The organism is Streptomyces pseudovenezuelae, from assembly GCF_001513955.1.
In the GTDB taxonomy this organism is placed as follows: Bacteria; Actinomycetota; Actinomycetes; order Streptomycetales; family Streptomycetaceae; genus Streptomyces; species Streptomyces pseudovenezuelae.
Window position 1 is genome coordinate 825,759 of the sequence record NZ_KQ948146.1, and the last position, 17,692, is coordinate 843,450.

Here is a 17,692-nt window from a genome sequence, read left to right on the forward strand (position 1 = left end):
CTCTCGTCCGTGACCCGACCCGTCCCAGGGAGCACCACCTGTGAAGCTCCGTCTTTTCGCTGCCGCCGCCGCCCTGCTGCTGATCGGCGGTGCGGCCGGTTCCGCCGCTGCCGACACCCCGGCCGGGCAGTCCGCGCGGCCCCGTGCCGCGTCCGTCGAGGTGCCCGCCGGTGTCAGCGCCGGGGTCGCCGTCTTCGACCGGCAGACCGGTACGTTCACCGAGCAGCTCAACTCGGCAGCACGCTTCCGCTCCGCCTCGGTCGTCAAGCTGCTGCTGGCGCTGGACCACCTGTGGAACCGGGGCCCCGACTACACCGTGCCCCCGGCCGACCGGGCGTGGCTGGAGCCGATGCTGCGCAGCAGCGACGACGACGCGGCCGGCACCTACTGGTCGGACCACGGCGGTACGGCGATCATCACCCGCATGACGAGCCGCCTCGGCCTCAAGGACACGGCCCCACCGCCCTCCGGGTACGAGGGCTACTGGGGCTACACCGCTCTCTCCGCACGCGACACGGTGACGATCTACCGCTACCTCCTGGACTCGGCGCCCGCCCCGGTGCGCGACTTCGTGATGGGGAATCTGCGCCAGTCCACCCGCTGCGCCTCGGACGCCTTCGACCAGCACTTCGGTGTCGCCGGGGCGTTCGAGAAACCGTGGGCGGTGAAGCAGGGCTGGGCGGGCTCCTCCTACGAGAAGGGCACCTGCGGCCCGCCGCGCACCGCCGCCGCGCCGCACTGGGCCGGCCCGGCACCGGCCGCCGCCGCGGACGTGGACCTGACCCGGCCGGCGCTGCACAGCACGGGCACGGTCGGCGCCGGTGACCGCTCCATCGTGGCCGTGTTCACGCTGCACCCCGTCGGCACCTCGTACGGGAAGGCGTACACGGACATCGGCCGCTTGACCCGCTCCCTGAACGTCCCCGGAGCCGCGCGGCCCGCGGGATGGTGGTACGGCACGTGGAGCGACCATGTGAACGTCCGCCCCGATCCCGGCACGGGCAGCGCACCGCTCACTCAACTCCCTGCAGGGGTCGAGGTGTTGGTGGGATGCCAGGCGAAGGGCGAGCGGGTCGACGTACCGCCGTACAGCAACGAGTGGTGGGCGTACCTCCCCCAGTACAAGGGCTGGATCTCCAACATCTACGTCAGCTCGCCGGACAACAAGATGCCGGACGTCAAGGACTGCTGAACGGCCGCGGTGACCGCTCCGCTGCCTCACCGCTCGTAGTCGGCGAGGTAGCGGAGCACTTTCTCGACATGGGGCCGCACCCGTTCGGGGACGCCGCGCTCGGTGATGACCGTACGGTCGCTCGTGCGGTAGCCGGCCGCCATCAGCGCGGGAAGGTCCTCGGCGGGCAGGTCGGCCTTCTTGAACTGCTGGTCGAGCCAGCACACGTACAGCGACATGGTGGAGATCGCGTCCGGTGGCGACCGGTAGTCCTTGTCCCCGTCGCCGTCGCCGTCGACCGCCCAGGCCCGGAACACCGACGGCGTCCACATGGCGACGCCGTACTCCTCGGTCGCCGGGCGGGACGCGTTCACGTCGAAGCCGCTCTCCGCCTTGAGCATGGCGGCGAGAAAGGCGGGCGTGACCTCCGCGTCGGTGCAGCGGTGGGCGGCCTTCACGATGACCGGCCGCAATGCCTTCGGTACGTCGGAGTCCTCCGGGATCTCGTCTGCGGCCGGGCTGAGCGCGCCGGTGACGACGGCCGGCGTGCCGCTCTCCCGGTCGTCGTCGGCCCCGCCCCCGTCACCCCCGAGCAGCGCGGTCGCGGCGATCGCGGCGGCCGACACCGCGGCAAGCGCCGCGGCGACGACCGGCAGCAACCGGCGTCGGCCACGGGGGCCTCCCAGACGCTCGATCCGGGCCGAGAGACTGTCGGCGGTGTGGCGCAGGCGGCCCGCGTGGTCGGGTGCCAGACAGTCCTCGATGAGTCGGCGCCAGTCGTCCTCGAGTCCGGCGTCCAGACGCAGCGGCGCGCTCCCCCGGGCGTATGCCTGCGCCGCGAACGACCGGGCACGCGCGGTGGCGCCGGGGAACGGATGCAGGCCACCGGTGAGCACCTGGTGGGCCAGGACACCGAAGGCCCAGATGTCGGCGGTCGGCCGCACCACCGTCCCGCCGGCACCGGTGCGCTGGGACCACCACTCGGGCGGCACGTGGTCGAGTGTGCCGAGCGGTGGCAGATAGGCGTGGGTGCCTTCGAGTTCGGTGGCCAGGCCGAAGTCGGCGAGCCAGACGGCGCCCTCCGCGCCGAGGAGCACGTTGGCGGGTTTGAGGTCGCCGTGCACCCAGCCGGCGCCGTGCATGTGGGCGAGCCCGGCGGCGACACCTCGCAGGACCCGCAGTGCGTCCGGGATCGGTCGGCCCGTCCCGGCGGAGTCCAGCGCCTGCCGCAGACTGGCCTCGGCGCGGTCCATGACGAGCGCGATCGCCCCGTCCAGCGCGGGCAGGTCCGGCGCGTCCACCGTGCACACGGCATGCGTCCGTACGAGGTGCGGATGGTCCGCCTCGGCGCTGAACCGTGCCTCGCGCGCGACCAGTTCACCGAGTGCGGCACGCTGACCGGGTGCCAGGGCGCCGGTCGGCAGCACCTTCACCGCCACGATCGTGCCGTCGGCGACCGCGCGGGCCTCGTACACGGTGCCCCAGCCGCCGGACCCGATGACGGCGTCCAACTCCCAGCCGTCGATCCGGAAACCGGCCGGCAGCCGCGGCATGTCGAGGGCACCCTCCTGGGCGCCTGACGTGCTCATGCGCCGCTCGTCTGCGGGACGGTCCGTCTGCGGGACGGCAGCAGGGCGAGATGCTCCTCGCGCACCAGGCCGAAGCGCAGGGCGAGGGAGGCGAGTCGGGCACGCTTGGCGCCCGTGCGGGCGGTGCCCTCGGCTCCGGGCTCCTCGCCGACGTCCAGTCGCAGCTTGGCGAAGGCCAGATAGTCGATGTGGTAGTTCACGGCGGAGCGGGTCAGCCCGCGACAGCTCTCCAGCGGGCGGAGCCTTTCCGCGATGTCCCCGGCGCCCGGCAGGGCCCCGTCCGAGGGGTCGCGCAGCCGCGGCTCGCACAGGGCCACCAGCACCAGGAAGTACTTGGCCGTCGCGTCGAGCGCGTACGGGTGCACGGTCAACTCACCTGCCCCGGGCGAGGATTGCTCGCCCAGGTAGGCGTGCTGCGGGGCGAACACCTTGAAGTCGACGGTTCCGGACAGTGCGGGCAGGACGACGCGGGAGAACTCGAAGGGCACCGGCGCTCCGAGCCGGCCGGGCGCGACGGTGATGTACTCGCCGGCCCCCTCCAGGTTCTCGACCGCGTACGCGGTGTCACGGCTGAAGTTCGACAGCCGCCAGTAGTCCTCGGCCGCCTCCAGCCGCCCCGCCCGCCGGGAGATCCCGGGATCGGGGAGCACGATGGAGACGTCCCGGCCGCCGGGCACCCCGCGCCCGAAGTCGGCCACGTCACCCGGCCCCATATGCAGCAACTCCGGTCGGCCCGGGTCGACTTCACCTGGCCGTGCCGGGCCGGGCGGTTGCACGATGATCGTTTCCATACCGGTCTTCCCCCGATGTGGTCGCCGGGATCGCACAGGCGATTCCGGTTGCCGCCGCCCCGGCGTGCCGGCACCGGGCAGGGCGATTCTCGTGGTCACAGTCGGCGCTCCGCCACCTCGCCCGTCGCTACCGTGAAGGCGACGACGGATGGTTCGCCACGACGTGCCTGCTTCTGGTCAAAAGCCGCACAGGTGGCATCGTCCTCCCTGCCCGGCACCGTGGGCGGGCCGATTCCAGGGGCGAGAGCGCGAGGCACGTCCACTAGGACGATCGGCCGATCATCACGGTTCCCGGCGCGTGAGCCGACCGGCGCGGGTCCCTGACATCTGTCAGGGACCGTCGGGACCGGCGGCTCCCTAAGGTGCGGTGCGCACCACCTCCGCGGGCCCCATTTCCGCAGGCCCCACCTCCGCAGGCACTCGCGCCGGTCGCCACGACCGGCGTCCGTCCTCACTCAGGAGTATCCGAACCCATGCGCACCAAGCGATCCCTTCTCGGCGCGATCGGCACCATGACCCTGGTGCTGGGCTCCGTCTGCGCCTCCGGCTCGGCCCAGGCGGCGTCCTCCGCCACCTCCGCCGTCTCCCCCACGATCTCTCCGGCCGCCCCTTCGCAACTGGTGCCCGCCGGAGACCATGTCACCTGTGACACCGGGAACTTCTGCGCCGGCGTCTGGGACCCCACGGCCGACCAGTGGCGGGTCTTCTTCCTGTACGACTGCGACCGCTACTACCTGTCGAACTGGCACGGCACGGGCGAAGTCATGAACAGCCAGACCGACAACGCCCAGGCGACGCTCCACGGCCAGAACGGCGATGTGCTCCAGACCTTCCCGGTCGACACCACCGACGCGCCCGACGTGGACTGGGAGCCGGTCTGGTCGATCCGCAACTGCTGACCACGAACACGACAGCACACCGCGTTCCCACAAGGAGGTACCCGAAATTCTCGGAAAACTGGCAAGGACGGCCGTGTCCGCCGTCGCGATGGCGGGGTCGCTCATGGCCGTCACCGCCGCGCCCGCGTCCGCGACGCACAACGACTACGGATGCCCGTACGGTGCCGTGTGCATCTACAACAACGCCGACCCGACCTCGGGCATCGAGAGCGGCGGCGTCTACTGGGCCTACGGTCCGCACAACCTCAGCAACCAGTTCGGCGACCACTACGTGCTGAACAACCAGTACGACGACGCGTGGGTGGAGCTCTGCACCGGCTACAACGGCACCGGCCGAGGCGAGTCCATCATCTCCGCGGGGTGGGGCTTCGTCGAAAACCTGAGCCCGATCAATTCCATCGCGCTCGGCACCGGCGACAACTACCCCTGCTCGCCGCCGTGACCCGCGGGCCTTCCGTGTGACGGAAGCAGTGTTGCGGCCCCGTCACGCCCTTCCCGACGATGTCGTCATCACCCAACGACGGGAGCCGCAACGATGCCGCACACGACCGCCTTCGCCAGGAACCAGTGGTACGTCGCCGCCTACAGCCATGAGGTGGGGCGTGAGGAGCTGCTCGGCAGGACGATCCTCGGTGAGCCGCTCGTCTTCTACCGGACCGAGGAGGACGGGACGCCCGTCGCGCTCGCCGACCGGTGTGTGCACCGCAGGTTCCCGCTCCACGAGAAGCCGAGCCGGCTCGACGGCGACAAGCTCGTGTGCGGCTACCACGGGTTCACGTACGACACGACGGGCACCTGTGTGTACGTGCCGGGGCAGAAGCGGGTACCGCGTACCGCCCGGGTCGCCTCCTACCCCGTCGTCGAGCTGGACTCCCTGATCTGGGTGTGGATCGGCGACCCGGCGCTCGCCGACGCCGACACGATCCCGCGGGCCCGGCACCTCGACTCCCCCGGCTGGGTCACCGTGCGCGGCATGGAACCGATCGACGCCGACTACGGCCTGCTGGTCGACAACCTCCTCGACCTCTCGCACGAGACCTATCTGCACGGCGGCTACATCGGCACCCCCGAGGTCGCCGAGACGCCGATCACCACAGAGGTCGACGAGGGCGCCGGCATCGTGCGGGTGAGCCGGCACATGGACGACGCCGCGTGCCCGCCGTTCTACGCGAAGTCCACCGGCATCGAGGGGCGGATCACCCGCTGGCAGGACATCGAGTACCACGCGCCCTGTCTGTATCTGCTGCACAGCCGCATCGCCCCGGTCGGTGTGCTCCCCGAGGCCGACGGCAGCGACCCGAACGGCTTCCACACCGAGATCACGTACGCCATCACACCGTCGAGCGACGGTCACGTGTACGACTTCTGGATGGTCTCGCGGGACTGGGCGACCGAGGACGCCGAGGTCACCGAGTTCCTGCGGGGCAACAACCACACGGTCGTCATGCAGGACGTCGACGCGCTCAACCTGCTCCAGCGCACGCTCGGCACCGAGCGCTCCGGCTACCAGGAGCTCAGCATCAACATCGACACCGGCGGTCTCGCCGCCCGCCGTATCCTCGCCCGTCTCGTCGAGGAGGGCGACAAGCCCGTGGAGAAGGTCCTGTGAGTGCCGCGCCCACCGGGGAGATCTACCGCATCGACTGGCTGCCGGGCACGGACACCCTGCACGGCACCTGTCACTGCGGCCGCGAGCACACCTCGCAGGACCCGATCGAGATGTGGGAGTGGATGCTCGCCCACCCGAACGGACACGCCCCGCAAGGACCCGAGCTCCGAGGAAACGAGCCGCGAGGGAACAGTTCATGAGCGACGCGTACGAAGCCGAACTCGTCGTCGACCGCAGGGACTCCGCGGCCGACGGCGTGCTCGCCCTCACCCTGCGCCACCCGCTGGGCGAACAGCTCCCGGCGTGGGAGCCCGGCGCCCACATCGACGTGGTGCTCGGCCCCGGCCTGGAGCGGCAGTACTCCCTGTGCGGCGATCCGTCCGACCGTACGTCCTGGCGGATCGCCGTGCTCCGCGAGCCCGCGGGACGTGGCGGATCCGCCCATGTGCACGAGCAGTTGAGGCAGGGCGGCAAGGTCCGGGTGCGCGGCCCGCGCAACCACTTCGCCCTGCGGCCCGCGCCCCGCTACCGCTTCATCGCGGGCGGCATCGGCATCACCCCGATCCTCCCCATGCTCGCGGCGGCGCAGGCCGCGGGCGCGGAGTGGACCCTGCTGTACGGCGGGCGGACCCGCGACTCCATGGCGTTCACCGAGGAGTTGAGCCGCTACGGCGACCGCGTCACCGTCGCTCCCCAGGACGAGTCGGGGCTCCTGGACCTCGCCTCGGTGCTGGACGGCGTTCCCGAGGGCACCCTCGTCTACTGCTGCGGGCCCGGTCCGCTGCTCGACGCGGTTCAGGAGCACTGCCCGGCCGGTCTGCTGCACGTCGAGCGGTTCGCGCCGAAGGAGCAACCGGAGGGCGAGAACACGCAGTTCGAGGTAGAGCTGGCGCAGACCGGCACAACGGTCACCGTCGCTCCGGACGTCTCCGTGCTCGACGCCGTCCGCGCCACGGGGGTCGAGGTGCTGTTCTCCTGCACCGAGGGCACCTGCGGCACCTGTGAGACCGACGTCCTCGACGGCACCCCGGACCACCGGGACTCGGTGCTCACGGACGAGGAGCGGGAGGCCGGGGAGACGATGATGATCTGCGTGTCCCGGTGCCGGGGGAGGAAGCTCGTGCTGGACCTGTAGCTCCCTTGTGTTCTCGACCAGTTGCTCCAGATGCGGGTCGACGATCTGGGCCGGCGTGACGCTGACGTTGTAGCGTGCGGTCTGCGCACAGCCTGTCGGAACGACGAAGTCTGCACAGGAGGAGCCATGCGTCGTCTGCTCGTCACCCTCGCGGCCGGAGCATTAATGGTCACCGCGTCGGCCTGTGGTTCGTCCGGGGACCCGGAGGCCTCGGATTCGGGATCGTCGTCCGACGGCACCACCACCGTCAAGCTCGGCCTCATCCCGATCGTCGATGTCGCGCCGGTCTATCTGGGCCAGAAGAAGGGCTTCTACAGCAAGCACGGCCTCAAGCTCGACATATCGACAGCCTCCGGTGGTGCGGCGATCGTGCCCGGAGTCGCCAGCGGGCAGTTCCCGTTCGGTTTCTCCAACGTCACCTCCCTGCTGATCGCCCAGGCATCCGGAGTCCCGATCAAAGCGGTCTCCAACGGCATCGCCTCAACAGGCGTGCAGAGCAAGGACTTTGCGGGGATCGCCGTGAAGAAGGGCAGCTCGGTCAAGTCCGCGAAGGACCTGGAGGGCAAAAAGGTCGCCATCAACACGCTGAAGAACATCAACGAGTCCGCGGTGCGCGAGTCGGTCCGCAAGGCAGGCGGCGACCCGGACAAGGTGAAGTTCGTGGAGCTGGCCTTCGACCAGATGCCGGCCGCCCTCGACGGCGGACAGGTCGACGCGGCCTGCGCGGTCGAGCCCGCGCTCGCCACCATCAAGAGCCAGGGCGGCCAGGTGATCGCCTCCCCACTGGTGGACGTGGCCGCGAACACCACGGTCGCCCTGTACTTCACCTCGACGCGGTACCAGCAGCAGCACCCCGACCTGGTGAAGAAGTTCCAGGAGGCCACCGCCGAGTCCCTCGCCTACGCCGACGCCCACCCGGACGAGGCACGCCGGATCATCACGACGTACACCAAGATCCCGGCCTCTGTGCTGGCGCAGGTGACCCTGCCGAAGTGGCCGGCCGAGCCGAACAAGGCCTCCATCGAAGCGCTCGCGAAGCTGGGCGAGGAGGACGGGTTCTTCAAGAAGACCCCCGACGTCGACGCGCTGCTTCCGTGAGACTCCAGAACGCGGCGCTGGGCGCCGCCGGCCTCGCGGCCTTCCTCACCCTGGGCGAGGCGCTGCCCCGAATCGGGCTGGTCAAGGAGGCGTACTTCCCGCCGACCAGCCGGATCGCCCGTGCCTTCGCCGACGAACTCGCCGACGGCACCTTCTGGACGGCCCTCGGCGACACCCTCACCGGCTGGGCCCTGGGCCTGGTCATCGCCGCCTCGGCGGGAATCGTCATCGGCGTGATCGTCTCGGTCGTGCCGTATCTGCGCGAGGCGACGGCCTCGACGATCGAGTTCCTGCGCCCGATCCCCTCCGTCGCCCTCATCCCGCTGGCGGTGCTGCTGTACGGCAGCGAACTGCGCTCGGTGCTGCTGCTCGTCGTCTACGCGAGCTTCTGGCAGGTCCTCATCCAGACGCTCTACGGCGTCCAGGACGTCGACCCGGTCGCCGACGAGACGGCACGGTCCTACGGCCTCGGCACCTGGGCGCGGATCCGGCATGTGCTGTGGCCGACCGCGCTGCCGTATGTGATGACCGGCGTGCGGCTGGCCGCGGCCGTCGCGCTGATCCTCGCCATCACCGGTGAACTCGTCATGGGGGCACCGGGGTTGGGCGCCCGGATCGCGGTGGCGCAGAACTCGCAGGCGGTGCCCGAGATGTACGCGCTGATCGTGGTGACCGGCATTCTGGGGCTGCTCATCAACGTCGGCGCGCGTACCGTGGAGCGACGGGCGCTGGCCTGGCACCAGTCGGTGCGCGGGGAGGTGGCGGTGTGAAGCGGCTCCTGCTGCGGCTGGTCCTCGTGCTCGCGCTGCCCGCGCTGCTGGTCGCCGTCTGGTGGCTGGCCTCGGACAGCAGCACCAACGTCTTCTGGCCGCCGCTGCGCACGATCCTGCGGACCTTCCCCGACGTGTGGACCGCCGATCGCCTGCGTGACGACGTCCTGCCCAGCCTCTGGCGCCTCGCGGCCGGTTACGCGCTCGCCGCCGTCGCCGGGGTGGCCCTCGGCACGGTCATCGGCTCCTACCGGCGGGTGCGGGCGGTGTGCGAACCGGTCCTGGAGTTCCTGAGAGCGGTACCTCCGCCGGTCCTGATCCCGGTCATCATGCTGTTCGCGGGCATCGGCGACACCATGAAGGTCACCGTGATCGCGAGCGGCTGCGTCTGGCCGATCCTGCTCAACACCGTCGAGGGGGTGCGCGCGGTCGACCCGGTGATGCTGGAGACGGCCCGCTCCTACGGCATCACGGGGCAGTCGCGACTGCGCAACCTGGTGCTGCGCTCGGCGAGTCCGCAGATCTTCGCGGGCCTGCGCCAGGCGCTCTCGATCGGCATCATCCTGATGGTCATCAGCGAGATGTTCGCGGCCAGCAACGGCATCGGCTTCACCATCGTCCAGTTCCAGCGCAGTTTCGCGGTCCCCGACATGTGGACCGGGATCCTCGTGCTCGGTCTGCTCGGCTTCCTGCTCTCCGTCGTCTTCCAAGTGGTCGAGCGGCGGGTCCTCGCCTGGTACCACGGCCTGCGCGCCTCGGCCCGGCGGTCCCCGTGAGTCACCCGAACGCGAAAGGGCGGTCCATGCACGCGCTTCTTGGCGTATCCGGCCTGAAGAAGGTCTACGAGGGGTCGGGACGCCGTGTGGAGGCGGTCCGCGATCTCACCTTCACCGTCGAGTCGGGCGAACTCGTGTGTCTCGTCGGCCCGTCCGGCTGCGGCAAGACGACCCTGCTGAAGTGCATAGGCGGCCTGCTCACCCCGACGGCCGGCGAGGTCCACCTGTCGGGCCGGAAGGTGAGCGGTCCCCCGCCCGGTATGGCCCTCGTCTTCCAGGAGTACGGCCGCAGCCTCTTCCCGTGGATGCGCGTCGCCGACAACGTCGAACTCCCCCTGAGACAGAAGGGCCTGACCAAGTCGAGACGACGCGAGCTGGTCGCCGACGCGCTGGAGTCGGTGGACCTCGCGGAGGCCGCCGGCGCGTATCCCTGGCAGCTCTCCGGCGGTATGCAGCAGCGTGTCGCGATCGCCCGCGCCCTCGCGTACGAGCCCGAAGTCCTGCTGATGGACGAGCCGTTCGCGGCCGTGGACGCCCAGACCCGCGCCGACCTGGAGGACCTCGTACGGCGGCTGTGGCGCGAGCGCGGCATCACGATCCTGTTCGTCACCCACGACATCGACGAGGCCGTGTACCTGGGTGAACGCGTGATCGTGCTGTCCGCCTCCCCCACCGTCGTGCAGGAGCAGCTGAAGATCGATCTGCCGGAGGAGCGGGACCAGTTGCACACGCGGGTGGCCCCGCGCTTCGCCGAACTGCGCACGCATGTGTACGAGCAGATCCAGGCGGCCAAGCGCGGGGTCGTGCGGGACGCTGCGGTCACGAAGTCCGATACGCCTCCACCTCACTGAACTGGCCTGCGGGCCAGCCGGTGTTGGCGCTCACCGACAGCCGCAGATACCGCAGGCTGGTGCTGCCGGGCAGAGCGACGGTGGCCGTGTTGCCGGTCGCCGGGTCGAAGCGGTAGCCCTGTGCGCCCACGACGGTGCTGTAGGTGCTGCCGTCGGTGCTGCCCAGCACGGTGACGGTCTGGGTGCGGGCCTGCCAGGCGCTCTGCGGAGGCAGCTTCAGCACCAGCCTGCGCACCGGCTCGGCCGCTCCCAGGTCGACCGTCCAGGACTGCGGGAACGCGTTGTTGGCGGACTCCCAGTAGCTGTTGGCGTCCCCGTCGACCGCCTTGCCGGGCGTGTAGACGTCCTGGGAGCCGGTCGCGGTGGCCGGGCGGCCCTTGGCGAGGTTGCGGTTCGGGTCCGGGTCGGGGTTGCCCTGCCCCGGCTGCGGCCAGGTCGAGCAGTCGGACCAGGTGCTGCTCCAGCCGGAGTTGCCGCCGCCGTCGGTGAGGGCGAAGGCGCCGGAGCTCGCCGGGTAGGGGCAGTTGTAGACGCCGGCCGCGCCGACACCCGTCGCGGTGGTGTTCCGGAAGGTCGCGGCACCCTGGGCCTCCGCCTGCACGACGACCGTACCGGTGTTGCGGACGGTCGCGCCGTCCACGGTGACGTTGCGGACCGGGTACCCCTGTCCCCCGCCGGACACGAACTCGAAGGCGCTGTACGGGCTGTCGGTGATGGTCGTGCCGGTGATGTTCACCGTGGCGTTGATCGCGCTGTCGTAGGAGTCGACCCGCAACGCCCCCATCGGATGGTTCCAGTTGGGGTTCATCGCGCCGGCGCGGATCAGGGTGTTGCCCTCGACCGTGATGGTGCCCGCCAGTGGGAAGAACGGGTCGAGGAACTTCTGGTTGGAGATCGCGATGCCGCTGCCGAGGGCGTTGGTGTCGGAGACCAGGTTGTTCCGCACCGCGATGTCGGTGCCGCCGTAGATCGCGATGCCGTTGGCGAGGTTCGGCTGGGTGATGGTGTTGTTCTCGAAGCTGCTGTTCGTGTCGGGGGCGTAGAGCGACCACATGGCGAGCGCGTCGTCACCCTGGTTGCGCAGGAAGTTGTTGCGGACGCGCACGCCGCGGGCGTTGCCGTTGAGGTTGAGGCCGTCGGCCGTCATGTCGAGGAAGCGGTTGTTCTCCACGACCAGGTTGTCGTTGTTGCCCGTCAGCCAGAGACCGACCTTGAGGTGCTGGAGCCACATCCCGGACACCGAACTCCCGGGCCCGAGCGAGCCGTTGACGAAGTTGTCCGGGTTGGAGTCGACACGCTCGGTGACCTCGCCGACGACCGCGAAGTCCTTGAGGTGGACACCCCCCGAGGAGCTGGACTGGTCGACGAAGCGGGAGGAGTGCACCACCGAGTGCCAGCTTCCGGCGCCCTGGAGGGTGACGTTCTGGAGGCCGCTGAGGGCGGACGTCAGCCGGTAGTCGCCCGGCGAGATCCAGACCACTCCCCCTTGCGCGGCGGAGATCGCGTCCCGGAAGGCCTGGGTGGAGTCGCCATTCCCGGTCGGGTCGGCGCCCTTGGCGGTCACGGACACGGACCCGGCGGGCTGACCGGCGGCCGCCGCGACCTGTTCGAAGTCGGCCACGTCGAGGGTGACCTGGGTTCCGGTGGACTCGAAGGCGACCTTGTCGCCCGCCTGGACGTTCTGGCCCAGCAGGAGGCGGGCGTTGTCGAAGAAGTGGTGCGTCTTCGCACCGGGAATCCAACTGGTGTCGATGTAGGAGTACTTGGAGGTCACCGGGAGCGTCCTCGCGAGCCTGGTGCCGTTGACGTAGACGTTCAACGTGCCCGACTGGCCGTCCGGGACGCTGTAGGCGACGTTCACGGCGTTTGCCGCGCGCGGCACGGTGAACTCCACGCGCTGGCCCGAGCCGTACCGCCTGCCGCCCTGACGCCTCAGACGCGAGCGTGCCCTGCGTGTGGTCGGGGCCGATCCTCGTGCCGGTCGTGGTGGCGGACTCGGCCTCGACCGAGGTGAAGGGGAGGGTGGCGCCCGCGGCCGCGTGGGCGGTGGGCGCGGTGGCGGTGAGGAGGCCGGTGGTGAGGGCCACGGTGATGGCTGCTGACATGCTCCTGACAGATCTGCGCATGTGCTGGTCCCTTCGTGTGGGGGTGTGGCGGTCTCAGCCGTGCAGCCAGACCGCCGTGTCCTTCGGCAGTCGGCCCCGCGGGTCCAAGGGGCCGCTGGCGAGCAGCAGTCGGCTGTGCGGGGGGAGGTCGGCCGGGGTGTCCGCGAGGTTCACCACGCACAGGGAACCCTGTGCTCGGGCGAAGGCGAGGACGCCCTCGGGCGCGGGCAGCCAGGTGAGCGGGCCGTCGCCGAAGGCCGGCCGCAGCCGGATGGCCTCGCGGTAGAGGCTGAGCATCGACGCGGGGTCCCCGGACTGCCGGTCGACCGCGTACGACGCCCAGCCGGCGGGCTGCGGCAGCCAGGGCTCGCCGCCGAACCCCGCGTGCGGCGCCCCGGCCGCCCAGGGCAGCGGCACCCGGCAGCCGTCCCGCCCCGGGTCCGTGCCGCCGGAGCGGAAGTGCATCGGGTCCTCGATGCGGTCACGGGGGATGTCCGCCTCGGGCAGGCCGAGTTCCTCGCCCTGGTAGACGTACACGGCGCCGGGCAGGGCGAGGGTGAGCAGAGCCGCCGCCCGGGCGCGCCGGGTGCCGAGGGCGAGGTCGGTCGGGGTGCCGAAGGCCTTGGCCGCGAAGTCGAATCCGGTGTCCTCACGGCCGTAGCGGGTGACCGTGCGGGTGACGTCGTGGTTGCACAGCACCCAGGTGGCGGGGGCGCCGACGGGGGCGTGTTCGGCGAGGGTCGTGTCGATCGACGCGCGCAGGCGCTCCGGGTCCCAGGGACACGACAGGAAGGAGAAGTTGAAGGCGGTGTGCAGCTCGTCGGGGCGCAGGTAGCGGGCGAAGCGTTCGGTGTCCGGGAGCCAGACCTCGCCGACGAAGACCGCGTCGTACTCGTCGGCGACGGCCCGCCAGGAGCGGTAGATGTCGTGGAGTTCGTCGCGGTCGACGAAGGGGTGCGGGTCGGGGGCGGAGGCGAGGTCGGGCAGCGCCGGGTCCTTCGCGAGCAGGGCGGCGGAGTCGATGCGGACGCCCGCCACTCCCCGTTCGAACCAGAAGCGCAGGATGTCCTCGTGCTCCTGGCGGACCACGGGGTGGGCCCAGTTGAGGTCGGGCTGTTCCGGGGTGAACAGGTGCAGGTACCAGTCGCCGTCGGGCAGCCGCGTCCACACGGGCTCGGCGGAGCCGACGAACTGCGACGGCCAGTCGTTGGGCGGGAGTTCACCGCGCCGACCGCGTCCGCGCCGGAAGTGGAACAGCTCGCGTTCGGGGCTGCCGGGCCCGGCCTGCAACGCGGCCCGGAACCACGGGTGCCGGTCGGAGACGTGGTTGGGCACGATGTCGACGATCGTGCGGATGCCCAGCTCCCGCGCCTCCGCGATCAGCTTCTCCGCCTCGGCGAGGTTGCCGAAGGCGGGGTCGACGGCCCGGTAGTCGGCGACGTCGTAACCGCCGTCCTTCATCGGCGAGAGGTACCAGGGGTTGAACCACAGGGCGTCCACGCCGAGTTCGGCGAGATACGGCAGCCCGGCGCGGACTCCGGCGAGGTCGCCGGTGCCGTCCCCGTCGCCGTCGGCGAAGCTGCGGACGTAGACCTGGTAGATGACGGCGGAGCGCCACCAGTCCTGCTGTGCCACGAGGCCTGCCTTTCTGCGGAGAGGGGACGTCAGCCCTTCGTGCTGCCCGTGCTGATCCCGGCGACGATGTGCCGCTGGAAGACGAGGAACAGGGCGACCATCGGGACGCTGGCGATCACCATCGCGGCGATGAGCACGGTCAGTTGGATGTTCTGCGACAGCTGGACGAGTGCCACGCTGATGGGCTGCTTGTCGGTGTCGGAGAAGACCATCAGCGGCCAGAGGAAGTCCTGCCAGACGGCGACCAGGGCGAAGATCGACACCACCCCGAGGACCGGCCGTGACATGGGCAGCACGATCGACCACAGGGTGCGCAGCTTTCCGGCGCCGTCGATCTCGGCGGCCTCCAGCACATCGCGCGGGATCTGGTCGAAGAACCGCTTGAGCAGGTACAGGTTGAAGGCGTTGGCGACGGCCGGCAGCCAGATGGCCAGGGGGTCGTTCAGCAGGCCCAGGTCCGCCACGGTCAGGTACTTCGGTACGACCAGGGCCTGGGCCGGGACCATCAGCGTGGCGAGGATGCCGCCGAGGACCACCTTGCCGAAGACGGGCTTCAGCCGGGACAGGGCGTAGGCGGCGGCCGTGCACAGGACCAGCTGGAACGCCCAGGCGCCGGCGGCCTGGACCACCGTGTTCCACAGGTGCTGCGGGAGCTGCATGAGGTCCCAGGCGTCGGTGTAGCCGTCGAGGTGCCAGTGCTCGGGCACGAGGGTGGGCGGGGTGCGGGTCACCTCGTCCGGCGACTTCGCCGCTCCGGTGACCATCCAGTAGACCGGGAAGAGGAACGCGAGCGCGAAGAGCAGGACGACCGTGGTGAAGACGGTCCAGTAGGCGGCCCTGCCGCGCGGGCGGGCGAGCGTCGCCGGTGAGATCAGGGTTCGGGTGCTCATGCGGGATCCCCCTCTCCGGAGCGGGTCAGCCGCAGATACACCGCGGAGAAGGCGCCCAGCAGCACCAGGAGCATGACGCTCAGGGCACACGCGCCGCCGAAGTCGTTGTAGAGGAAGGCGTACTTGTAGATCAGGTAGAGGACGGTGACGGTGGCGTTCTCCGGTCCGCCGCCGGTGATCACGAAGGGCTCGGTGAACACCTGCATGGTGGCGATGATCTGAAGGAGCATCAGCATCAGGATGACGAACCTCGTCTGTGGGACCGTCACATGGCGGACGCGCTGGAGGAGGCTCGCGCCGTCCAGTTCCGCGGCCTCGTACAGCTCGCCGGGGATGGACTGCAGGGCGGCCAGGTAGATCAGGACCGTGCCGCCCATGTTGGCCCAGGTCGCCACGATCACCAGGGAGACGAGTGCGGTGTCGGCACCGTTGGACCAGTTCGAGGTGGGCAGGTGCAGGAAGCGCAGCACCTCGTTGGCGAGGCCGGCTCCGGGGTCGTAGAACCACTTCCAGAGCAGGGCGCTGACCACCGGCGGGATCATGACGGGCAGGTAGACCACCACGCGGAAGAACGCCTTCGCGTGCCGCAGCTCATTGAGCACCAGAGCCATCACGAAGGGGACGGCGAAGCCGATGAGCAGGGCCAGCAGGGTGAAGGTGAGGGTGTTGCGCCAGGCGGCGGTGAACTCCGGGTCGTGCCAGACGCGGGTGAAGTTGGCGGTGCCGACCCATTCGGGCTCGGAGCCCGGCGTGTACTTCTGGAAGGCGATCACGACGGCGCGGATCGCCGGGTACCAGGAGAAGAGGGCGAAGCAGACGAGGCCGCCGAGGAGGAAGCCGTAGGCGCGGGCCTGGTCGGCGAGGCGGCGCCGCCTCCGGTCCCCTGCGGGAGGCGGCGCCTGCATCGGGGGTACGGCGAGGGCCTCGCGGGGCGGGCTTTCCACCGTCTTCATGGGGTCAGCCCCGGGCCAGAATGCCGTCGATCTTGCCGGAGGCGTCCTTGAGGAGTTGATCGATGTCGGCGTTCTTCTTGGTCAGGACGGCGGAGACGGCGCCGTCCAGGACGGAGTAGATCTGCTGGGCGCTCGGCGGCTCGATCTTCATCGTCAGGCTCTGGTTGCCGTCGAGGAAGGCCTGGTAGTTGTCCACGGGCACGTTGGCGTTGGCCTTCTTGACCTGCTGGTCCTTGGCGTCGGCGGCTCCGGTGAACAGGCGCGGTTCGGGCAGCCCGACCGGGGCGTCGGCCTTCTTGGCGCGGGCGTAGTCGCCGAGGAAGCCCGCACCGGGGGTGAGGAACATGTGGTCGAGCCACTTGAGGGCGGCCCTGATCTGGGCGGGGCTCGCCTTCTTGTCGACCATGTAGCCGTCGCCGCCGATGAGCGTGCCCTTGCCGCCGGGCATGGGGGCGAGGGCGAGGTCCTTGTAGTTGCCGCCCTTCTCCTTGACCAGGATCGGGATGTTGTCCGGGGCGGAGAGGTACATGCCGAGCTTGCCCGAACCCATCATCTGCTGGACGTCGTTGATGACGAGGAGCTGCTTGCTGCCCATGGAGTCGTCGGTCCAGCGCATGTCGTGGAGGTTCTGGAGGACGGCGTGGCCCTCGGGGGTGTCGATGGTGGCCTTCTTGCCGTCGGCGCTCACCACGTCACCGCCCTGCGAGTACAGCTCGGCCGTGAAGTGCCAGCCGCCCTGGTTCTGGGCGCTGTAGTCGGCGTACCCGACCGTGCCGTCACCGAGCGCGGCGATCTTCTTGGCGTCGGCGCGCAACTCCTCCCAGGTGGCCGGGGGTTGCTCCGGGTCGAGGCCGGCCTTCTCGAACAGCTTCTTGTTGTAGATCAGGCCCATCGAGTAGCCGGTGCGCGGGATGCCGTAGACCTTGCCGTCGACCGTGTAGATGTCGCGGAGTTGCTGCTGGAGGGTGTCGTAGCTCTTCAACTCCTTGACGTACGGGGTGAGATCGGCGGCCTGGTTGATGTCGACGACATGCCTGGCGTCGGTGAAGTACGTGTAGAAGACGTCCTCCATCTGCCCGCCGGCGAGCTTGGCGTCGAAGGTCTTGGGGTCCTGGCAGGGGAAGGCGTCGTGCGCGACGACGTCGATGTCCGGGTGCTGCTTCTCGAAGGACGCGATGTCCTGCTCGAAGAACGTCCGGTCGACCTTGGCGCTCTTGGGCGGCATGCAGTTGACGGTGATGCGGGTCTTGCCGCTCGCCGTGTCGTCGCCCGATCCACAGGCGGAGACGGCGAGGGCAAGGGAACAGACACTGAGCGCGGCGACGGTACGGCGGTACCCGGTGCTTCTCATCGGTGGACCCCTCGTGGCAGGAGCGGTGGGCGCCGCACACTCAAGCACCGCCGACATCCGACCGCAAGA

Annotated in this window: 16 protein-coding genes and 1 pseudogene; 10 read left to right on the forward strand and 7 right to left on the reverse strand. The window is 70.2% G+C overall.

Translation table 11 applies throughout. From position 1 onward, the window contains the following. Window positions 1-40: 40 nt before the first annotated feature. Window positions 41-1,192, forward strand: a complete 1,152-nt coding sequence (locus AQI94_RS15845; RefSeq protein WP_062229769.1) for a serine hydrolase — start codon at window positions 41-43, stop codon at window positions 1,190-1,192. A 26-nt stretch (window positions 1,193-1,218) separates the two neighbouring features. Here AQI94_RS15845 and AQI94_RS15850 read toward each other — a convergent pair whose 3' ends face one another. Together AQI94_RS15850 and AQI94_RS15855 are read right to left on the reverse strand one after the other, a co-directional pair. Further along, entirely contained in the window at window positions 1,219-2,760 is a 1,542-nt protein-coding gene (locus AQI94_RS15850; RefSeq protein ID WP_062229770.1) for a serine/threonine-protein kinase, read from the reverse strand. Next, entirely contained in the window at window positions 2,757-3,551 is a 795-nt protein-coding gene (locus AQI94_RS15855) for a hypothetical protein (RefSeq protein WP_031049064.1), read from the reverse strand. The genes AQI94_RS15850 and AQI94_RS15855 overlap by 4 nt, the downstream gene beginning before the upstream one ends. Before the next feature lie 473 nt (window positions 3,552-4,024). Here AQI94_RS15855 and AQI94_RS15860 point away from each other — a divergent pair, with 473 nt between their 5' ends. The 9 genes from AQI94_RS15860 (at window position 4,025) to AQI94_RS15900 (ending at window position 10,689) form a co-directional block, all read left to right on the forward strand. Beyond that, window positions 4,025-4,450: a hypothetical protein gene (locus AQI94_RS15860; protein ID WP_031049067.1), complete on the forward strand. Its 426-nt coding sequence runs from the start codon at window positions 4,025-4,027 to the stop codon at window positions 4,448-4,450. Between the two features lie 73 nt (window positions 4,451-4,523). Continuing rightward, entirely contained in the window at window positions 4,524-4,892 is a 369-nt protein-coding gene (locus tag AQI94_RS15865) for a hypothetical protein (RefSeq protein ID WP_051832380.1), read from the forward strand. A 93-nt stretch (window positions 4,893-4,985) separates the two neighbouring features. Then, window positions 4,986-6,059, forward strand: a complete 1,074-nt coding sequence (locus tag AQI94_RS15870; RefSeq protein ID WP_031049070.1) for an aromatic ring-hydroxylating dioxygenase subunit alpha — start codon at window positions 4,986-4,988, stop codon at window positions 6,057-6,059. Further along, window positions 6,056-6,259: a hypothetical protein gene (locus AQI94_RS15875; protein ID WP_031049072.1), complete on the forward strand. Its 204-nt coding sequence runs from the start codon at window positions 6,056-6,058 to the stop codon at window positions 6,257-6,259. The genes AQI94_RS15870 and AQI94_RS15875 overlap by 4 nt, the downstream gene beginning before the upstream one ends. Next, window positions 6,256-7,194 (forward strand): PDR/VanB family oxidoreductase, encoded by a 939-nt coding sequence (locus AQI94_RS15880; protein ID WP_031049074.1) that lies wholly within the window; start codon window positions 6,256-6,258, stop codon window positions 7,192-7,194. The genes AQI94_RS15875 and AQI94_RS15880 overlap by 4 nt, the downstream gene beginning before the upstream one ends. Window positions 7,195-7,320: 126 nt before the next feature. Continuing rightward, on the forward strand, window positions 7,321-8,292 hold the full coding sequence (locus AQI94_RS15885) for an ABC transporter substrate-binding protein (RefSeq protein ID WP_031049076.1): 972 nt from the start codon (window positions 7,321-7,323) through the stop codon (window positions 8,290-8,292). Then, window positions 8,289-9,062: an ABC transporter permease gene (locus AQI94_RS15890; RefSeq protein WP_031049078.1), complete on the forward strand. Its 774-nt coding sequence runs from the start codon at window positions 8,289-8,291 to the stop codon at window positions 9,060-9,062. The genes AQI94_RS15885 and AQI94_RS15890 overlap by 4 nt, the downstream gene beginning before the upstream one ends. Continuing rightward, window positions 9,059-9,838: an ABC transporter permease gene (locus AQI94_RS15895; protein WP_031049080.1), complete on the forward strand. Its 780-nt coding sequence runs from the start codon at window positions 9,059-9,061 to the stop codon at window positions 9,836-9,838. Before AQI94_RS15890 ends, AQI94_RS15895 begins: the two co-directional genes overlap by 4 nt. A 26-nt stretch (window positions 9,839-9,864) precedes the next feature. Beyond that, window positions 9,865-10,689 carry an ABC transporter ATP-binding protein gene (locus AQI94_RS15900; protein WP_199814349.1) on the forward strand — a complete coding sequence of 275 codons (825 nt, stop codon included), beginning with the start codon at window positions 9,865-9,867 and terminating at the stop codon, window positions 10,687-10,689. Here the strand turns inward: AQI94_RS15900 and AQI94_RS15905 are convergent. The 5 genes and pseudogenes from AQI94_RS15905 to AQI94_RS15925 all read right to left on the reverse strand — a co-directional run bounded on the left by AQI94_RS15905 (window position 10,658) and on the right by AQI94_RS15925 (window position 17,623). Further along, a pseudogene (locus tag AQI94_RS15905) lies at window positions 10,658-12,794 on the reverse strand (discoidin domain-containing protein). The gene AQI94_RS15900 and the pseudogene AQI94_RS15905 sit on opposite strands and share 32 nt — an antisense overlap. Window positions 12,795-12,848: 54 nt before the next feature. Next, window positions 12,849-14,429 (reverse strand): glycoside hydrolase family 13 protein, encoded by a 1,581-nt coding sequence (locus tag AQI94_RS15910; protein ID WP_062229771.1) that lies wholly within the window; start codon window positions 14,427-14,429, stop codon window positions 12,849-12,851. A 29-nt stretch (window positions 14,430-14,458) separates the two neighbouring features. Further along, window positions 14,459-15,319, reverse strand: coding sequence for a carbohydrate ABC transporter permease (locus AQI94_RS15915; RefSeq protein ID WP_031051842.1), 861 nt, complete (start codon window positions 15,317-15,319; stop codon window positions 14,459-14,461). Continuing rightward, a complete protein-coding gene (locus AQI94_RS15920) occupies window positions 15,316-16,272 on the reverse strand; it encodes a carbohydrate ABC transporter permease (RefSeq protein ID WP_031051843.1) in 957 nt (318 codons plus the stop codon). Before AQI94_RS15920 ends, AQI94_RS15915 begins: the two co-directional genes overlap by 4 nt. A gap of 4 nt (window positions 16,273-16,276) precedes the next feature. After that, a complete protein-coding gene (locus AQI94_RS15925) occupies window positions 16,277-17,623 on the reverse strand; it encodes an ABC transporter substrate-binding protein (protein WP_031051846.1) in 1,347 nt (448 codons plus the stop codon). Window positions 17,624-17,692: the final 69 nt, after the last annotated feature.